This window comes from Pseudomonas marginalis (genome assembly GCF_001645105.1).
GTDB classification, from domain to species: Bacteria; Pseudomonadota; Gammaproteobacteria; order Pseudomonadales; family Pseudomonadaceae; genus Aquipseudomonas; species Aquipseudomonas petroselini.
Window position 1 is genome coordinate 52,530 of sequence record NZ_LKEG01000024.1, and the last position, 6,235, is coordinate 58,764.

6 protein-coding genes are annotated in these 6,235 nt (G+C 49.6%); all 6 read left to right on the forward strand.

Translation table 11 applies throughout. From position 1 onward, the window contains the following. A partial coding sequence (locus AO064_RS31140) for an HNH endonuclease signature motif containing protein (RefSeq protein WP_425262140.1) occupies positions 1-1,848 on the forward strand: 1,848 nt, incomplete at its 5' end. Between the two features lie 10 nt (positions 1,849-1,858). Then, positions 1,859-2,254: an SMI1/KNR4 family protein gene (locus tag AO064_RS04115; RefSeq protein ID WP_064052485.1), complete on the forward strand. Its 396-nt coding sequence runs from the start codon at positions 1,859-1,861 to the stop codon at positions 2,252-2,254. An 809-nt stretch (positions 2,255-3,063) separates the two neighbouring features. After that, complete coding sequence (locus AO064_RS04125) at positions 3,064-3,696, forward strand: hypothetical protein (protein WP_064052487.1); 633 nt, start codon at positions 3,064-3,066, stop codon at positions 3,694-3,696. A gap of 316 nt (positions 3,697-4,012) precedes the next feature. Beyond that, positions 4,013-4,663, forward strand: a complete 651-nt coding sequence (locus AO064_RS04135) for a hypothetical protein (RefSeq protein WP_064052489.1) — start codon at positions 4,013-4,015, stop codon at positions 4,661-4,663. A gap of 2 nt (positions 4,664-4,665) precedes the next feature. Further along, entirely contained in the window at positions 4,666-5,064 is a 399-nt protein-coding gene (locus tag AO064_RS04140) for a hypothetical protein (RefSeq protein ID WP_064052490.1), read from the forward strand. Between the two features lie 213 nt (positions 5,065-5,277). Next, positions 5,278-6,096, forward strand: a complete 819-nt coding sequence (locus AO064_RS04145; RefSeq protein WP_064052491.1) for a hypothetical protein — start codon at positions 5,278-5,280, stop codon at positions 6,094-6,096. The last annotated feature ends 139 nt before the right edge of the window (positions 6,097-6,235 follow it).

Here is a 6,235-nt window from a genome sequence, read left to right on the forward strand (position 1 = left end):
TTGAACCGTGACACCGCCAATGCCAATCAGAAACTTGACCGTCCTGATGAAAAGGCTATGCAAGAGCGTATTGACCTGATCCAAAGCTCGGCGCAGTTGGCCAGTGGGGTGATCAGTGCGGTGGGCAAGGCGAAGGCCGATGAGGCCAAGAAGCTTGGGCAGGCGGCGAAGGAACAAGCAGACGCAGGCGCGCCTGGTGCTGCTGATACCGCCCGTGCCGCCGATCTGGCTTATTCGGAAGCCAAGCGTTGGCAGTTCGGCGGCGACAAGAAAATGATGGCCGATATCGCGACGGGACTGATCGCCGCGGGCCTTGGTGGCGCGCCCGTCAGTACGACAGTCGGTATCGTCGCCAATACTGCGTCTAGCGAGATCTTCAAGCGAGTGGGTGATTACGCTGAGGCGCAATCCCTGAACCCGAAATCGGACGCGGCCACCCGAGCCGCATGGGCAGAAGGTGGAGCAGCACGCGTCATGTTGCACGCGTTGGCAGGTGCCACCATGGGGTTGTCCAGCGGCAGTGTGGAAAGTGGCGCGTTGGGGGCTGGTGCTTCTGCTGCGTTGATGCCCTCGATTGCAAAGGCGCTGGAAAACAGCAAATTATCTGAGGCCAGCCAGGACAACATCGCCGCGTTGGTAGCGACCGGGATAGGCGCTGGAGCAGGTGCCGGGAATGGTATCGGCGGCGCGGCTGTCGGGAGTGGGACAGGTTACGGCGTCGAAGTATTCAATCGCCAACTTCACCTGACCCAAGAGGTGCCACTACTCAAGAAGAAAGCTGAAGAGTTAGAGAAAACACAGGGCAAGCCCAAGTCGGATGCTTTGTGGGAAGACTTGCTACGTATGGCGGCAGGATCCAAGGTCGATGCCGTAGAAAACGCGCGTTTGGATGCACTGGAAAAAAACTGGGGCAACGACCCGACGCGGGATTGGCTTGATCGTGATTTGGCGATTGCCAGAGGCGCTATTCAAGAATTGGCGGACCAGAAAATTCCATTAACGTGGAAAGACGGCACCGCAATTATCGCCAATGGCTCTGCGGTTTATGCGTTCAACTCCACCAAAGAGCAGTTTGTAGACACGAGCCTGTTTAATGGTCTGGGCACCGGCCTTTATGGCGAATTGCCCTTGGCTGACAAATGGGCTCAGTACGGTCGGGAGCAGGCAGATGCTCATGCGACGGAAATCATTAACGTCTCGAGCAACGACCTGGCTTCAAAAGATTCGATGTCGAGGTTGTTGGTACTCGCCAGGAAATCGGCTGAACCGGTCACGGCGTTGGATGATGCGCTGCTTTCTCTTGCCGGTGTGCGCTTGGGTGGGAAGATTTCAGAGGTCATTGCCGCTGCCTTGGCGAAAAAGAAGTTGGCCACGGAGGAGTCGGGTGAGTTTTTAGCCCAGGGTGCGAAAGGTTTCACTGAACTGTCGAGTCAGGCTCGTCGTTATCTTAAAGATCTCGAAGCGCAGACCGGATTTAAAGTGACAGATGAACAACGTGCTAACCTCGCCAACATTTTGCGCGAGCAAGAATTCACCAAGCTTTCTCCGGAGCTGTCTGATATTAATAGGAAGCAGTTCAATAAAGTGAAGAATGACTTAATCAGTCAATGGGAGGCTAATACAGGCCAAATGTGGCCGCGCTATACTGAGGACGTTCTTGCTAAGAATGGGCTTACAGTGTCACGAAAGGCGGGGCAACCTTTCGATGCACATCATATTATTGAAAATAGCTTTGGGGGGCCTAATGAATGGTGGAACATGCACCCTGCTAGATTCCCGGATCAGCACCAAGGTGGAATCCATCGCGCGGGGAGCGTAGCGCGAGAAATTTTCTCAGATAAAAAATAGAGAGGCTCTGATGGAGAACTTTGAAGTTTTGATGCGAGAGAAGAAAGATGAGCATTTATTGGATGGGTTAGACGCTGTGGATGATGCAGTTTTACGTGCGATAAGAGACAGTTTTCAAAATGTTCCCGAAGATTATCTGGCATTCTTAAAAGACTTTGGTGCTGGAGAAATTGACTATGCAGGTATAATGCTTTACAGCGGCTTTTTAGAGGCTGAAGAGATTTTTGATGCAGGTACTGCTAACGCTTTTCGGGATATTCGATTTTTCGGAGATGATATGCAGGGCCGATGCTTCGGCTTCGATACAAACGACAACTGGTCTGTAGTCGAAGTGGACTCATCGGATATGAATCTTAGAAAGTTGTCTGATGAATTTTCTTGTTTTTTATATGGTTTACTGAGTTGAGGGGAATAGGGGTCAGGGAAATAGAAAGGAAAATAGGGGAGGAAAATAGGGGAGGAAAATAGGGGAGGAAAATAGGGGGCGGACCACGATTAGTGCACTTATGTATATTGCTGGTCTGACCCCTATTTCCCCTATTTCCCCCGAGCAAATGCACAGCTGGAACCTTCAGCACTTATAACGCCTCATGATTGTTATAAGGAATTGGGAAAAGATAGTGGTCAGACCACGGTTTTGCGATTTTTAGAGTTCAGCAGAATTGCTCTTTTAAAATATGATTCATTTTTTGTAATTGTTCGATTTTGTTGGCCTGGTGATGGGCGGCTAAGCTGTAAGCTCTTATTCATTTGAGCGAAAATAGGGGTCAGACCACCGTTAAATTTATGCTGGTCTAACTGCTATTTTTAAAGGGTATACGCTTTACGAGGAGGCTTCGGGTGAGAAGAAATAAATGGATCGGTGGGTTTTTCTTATCGATCTCACTGTTTTCCATGATTCTGGCGGTTAGCCTGCTACTCGCAATGATCATCGCTGCGGTGATTTCACTTGCCCTGCGCACTGACTCGCCTTGGGTATACAACTGGATCGGCTTTCCTCTTACGTTTGTATTCGCGGCGTATTGGATCTTCACTCGATGGACGTATGTGAAGTCTTACATATCCGGTAATGGGGGAATGTAGAATTTACTCAAGGGTCTGACCCTTATTTTTCTCGGAGAGAGATCTGGGGAACGCTAAGCGCGATGGTGAATGTTTGATTATGGGCTGTGTGCCGGCCGACTATATTAAAAGAGTAAAAAAATAGGTATTTTTATGGAGCCGAAAACATACGAACTGTTAAATAGCATTCCAGAGCATGCAGATTATGCCGTGACGGCAGGAGATTTGGATCCAGAGGATATTCCACAGGAAAGAATTGACGCTGTGCTGGATTTGCTCCGTCATGCGAGTAATAATGAGGAGCAATTCTTGGCTGCGAAACTACTGACCAGTTGGGGCGTCTATGAAGGCTTGATCGCTTTGGAGGGGAGTATGGAAAAACCCGAAGGCATCGAAGGAACCTATTCTCATCGACTACATGGGTACGACGACACTTATCGTCAAATACTCTTGGCTGTTACTCGGTATTTTTCCAATGTGGCTGATCGTGGGGAAGTCGAGGCGGCTAGAGTCCAGATCTATTCTCCGCTATCGAAGATTATTACTTTGGCGAGTAGTAAACCGTTCGAAATAGCAAAGATTTTTGATTTCGTGAAGAGGAAGAACTACTCGGAGTATGTGCCTCTTGTTGAAGAGCACCTTGCCGCTATAATTGATCATCCCGAAGTGCATCGCTGGAAAATTTATGATGCTATTGATTTTTTGATGAGTTTTAATCCCGATTTCATTGCGTCTTTATTGAAAGAGAAAAACAAGTCAATTGATGATTTTAGGCCTGTGACATAAGGGCGATAACCTCGATGCAAAAGGGCCGGGCCAGGTTACCCCTGATGCTATAAGCCCCCCCAAGCTCAGCTCGGTTGAAGACCTGTTTGGGCAGACATTTGAAAGTATCCCGCTGTCGCACCTTCCCAACTGGAAGACCGGTTCGCTTGCAAATGATGGGGTGTTGGGCGAGCAACTGTCCCTTCAAACCCTTAACGAAAAAACCGGCCTCAATTTCAAACCTCTGCAAAACAGTAGCAACCACGGCTGTGATGGCTGCGCGGTNGGAAAATAGGGGTCAAAGGAAAATAGGGGTCAGACCACGATTAGTGCACCAATGTATATTGGTGGTCTGACCCCTATTTTTCCTGCTGAGTTTGCGTTGGCGATGATTCCTGCGGGCAGAGCAGGTGCGGTAGGCAACCTAGGAGGGCTAGCCAAGGGGGCTGAGGGCGCAGCAGAACTGGGAGCAGCTACAAAGGCTTCAGCTAAGTCCGGTGAGCTGAGTGTGGGCAAAAATTGGGCTGGCACAGTTGATAGCGAAGCCGGGCTGGCCGGGAGCCCTCTTACGGTTGTTCCAGGAAGATTTGATAATGAAATTGACTGGGCACTTAAATCAAATGTGATGGGAGAGGTATTAGAGGGGCAAGTTGGAAGGGCATTGAGCGAAAAAGGGATGCTTTTGGATTATCAAAGCAAATTCAGGTCTGGTTTTGTTGATGGGAAGCCTGTTGGCATTGGCGAGATTGATGCTGAAACACCTCGCTTTATCATTGAAATTGCCAGCAGTCCGAAGCCTGGAAAAATCGAACAGTTACAGAAGTTACAAAATAACACTATGCTCAACCCTGATCGTAAGGAGGTCATACTTTTTGCTCCGAACGTGGTTAAGCCGCAGCAGATCAAAGCTTACGAAAAGATAGGGGTTAAAGTAATTAATAGTGTCGACGAACTGTTCGAGTATGGTGCCAAAAAAGGAGGGTTGTAATCGTGAGCGATTCAGCTTCAATTATATCGGATGTGGCAATTGATGAAGATGCGTTTGCTGATTTTATCCACTCTATAGGCGGAGTCGTTAGTATCGGAAAACGTAATCGTGGAATATTGAATTGGGATGACGCCACTTTGTATATTTCATTACTCAACTCCGAAAAATTCATGAATTTTTATGATTCGCAAGATATGCTCGATTGGGAAAATTTGTTGGGTGCCCCTCCTAAGACAATGATCGAAATGCAGTTGGGTCATTCGAAAGGCTCGATGGAGATGTATTTATGGTTGGCGTACGAGTTTGGCAAGAAATGGAATTGTGTTGTAGATGACGTTAATGCGGTGACGCTTAACTACTCCGAAGTCTGTGACAGGTACACAAGGTCGAGTATGAAATAGGAGAAAATAGGGGTCAGACCACGATTACTGCTGAAACGTATATTGGTGGTCTGTGACCCTCGCCATCAGGTACCCGTACCTTCGCGCGAGGCTTATCAACTGATCCATGAGCTGCGAATTCGACCTCCAATTTCTTCTTTGGTCCTATTTCGTCATTACACAGAATGAAGGTCCCCGAGTGGTCGACGCCTCTGGCGCCAAAACGGTGAAGGCATGAACGTTAAAACAGCATTAGAAGCGCTGGGGTTACCCGACGCGGTGGTGGCATGCGCCGATGGAAGCATCGACACGCCCATTTGCACACTGCAAGCTCCTGCCGAGTGGTATGTGTTTCCACCTGCATTGATCCCGATATGGAGTGACGGGTCTTGGCCTACTTATATCGGGTACTGGAAGCACTGGTTTGTTGATCGTGAACCCACCTTCGTAAAAATGTACGTTGGCAGCGACCTAATGACCGTAGAGATCGCCCGCACGCCTGCGCAACTGATGGGCGTGCTCGCGATGATGTCGATGAGTCTTGAGGAGGGGGTAACGCCCGAACTTGAGCGGTTCGCCAGGGCTGTGGGCCTTGATTGCCTGGACGCATTGGATGCGCAGTCGTTGAAAAGTGGTGATGACCCCAAAGGCCTCGCCAACGTCGAAACGTTCAAGACGTTGACGCCACTGGAGAGTATTTCTGACGGCGCAACCCCTTACACCGGAAGCTTTCCGAATCCGTCAGACCCAACCACTGATTGGTGGAAAAGTAGCTGCTATTTTGAGGTTGTCGATAAGCACATGCCGGTGCCGAAAGGCGTGGAACTGCCCGCTTGGTTTGATCCTGAGCGCGAGAAAAAGCCGTTGTTCGAGGATTTTATGCAGGCGGGACGCCTTGACTGCGCATGGCTGACCTTGAACTCCACTGGCTGGTCAATTGCCGATGCGCGGCAGGCACTGGTTGCGTTGCAGGAGCGCGCCGACGATAAGGCGTTTGACGCGGTTGTCGCCTACTGGTTGTCCATTGCGGATTTGGATGCTGGGGGTTATTAAAAAGGAAATCGGGTTCAGATCGCGGTTAAATTAATGGTGGTCTGACCCCTATTTCCCTCTGAAACACTTGGGTGAAGCGCTGGCTCCCTTGGCGTCTATCTACGAGAACAGTGCGATGTATCCCGAGGGGACCCGTCGC

Excerpts from the sequence above, each read along its gene's own strand:
- AO064_RS04135 (WP_064052489.1), top strand. The coding sequence starts at position 4,013 with ATGTATATTGGTGGTCTGACCCCTATTTTTCCTGCTGAGTTTGCGTTG.
- AO064_RS04145 (WP_064052491.1), top strand. The coding sequence starts at position 5,278 with ATGAACGTTAAAACAGCATTAGAAGCGCTGGGGTTACCCGACGCGGTG.
- AO064_RS04125 (WP_064052487.1), top strand. The coding sequence starts at position 3,064 with ATGGAGCCGAAAACATACGAACTGTTAAATAGCATTCCAGAGCATGCA.
- AO064_RS04115 (WP_064052485.1), top strand. The coding sequence starts at position 1,859 with ATGGAGAACTTTGAAGTTTTGATGCGAGAGAAGAAAGATGAGCATTTA.